Genomic DNA, 311 nt, shown 5'->3' with positions numbered 1-311 from the left:
GTTGTGCTCGACGAGGAAGCGGTTGATTGCCGCCTGAAGGTCGACGACGGAGTGGAAGACGCCTCGCTTGAGACGACGCTTCGACAATTTGGCGAAGAAGCCTTCGACCGCGTTGAGCCACGAGCACGAGGTCGGCGTGAAGTGGAAGGTGAAGCGCTGATGGCGATCGAGCCAGGCACGCACTTTGGGGTGCTTGTGAGCGGCGTAGTTGTCGAGGATGACGTGGACGGCCTTGCCGGCCGGCACTTGCGCGTCGATGGCGTTGAGGAAGCGGATGAAGTCCTGATGGCGGTGTCGCTGCATGTTCTTGC

Annotated in this window: 1 protein-coding gene; it reads right to left on the bottom strand. The window is 61.4% G+C overall.

What is annotated here, in order from left to right:
• Positions 1–311: IS630 family transposase (locus EN874_RS32970; protein ID WP_127428864.1), on the bottom strand; the 311-nt coding region annotated here is incomplete at both ends.

Origin of the sequence: Mesorhizobium sp. M1D.F.Ca.ET.231.01.1.1 (assembly GCF_003999155.2) — a bacterium.
In the GTDB taxonomy this organism is placed as follows: Bacteria; Pseudomonadota; Alphaproteobacteria; order Rhizobiales; family Rhizobiaceae; genus Mesorhizobium.
The sequence above is the reverse complement of the archived record's forward strand: the minus strand, read 5'-3'. Positions and strand labels throughout refer to the sequence as shown.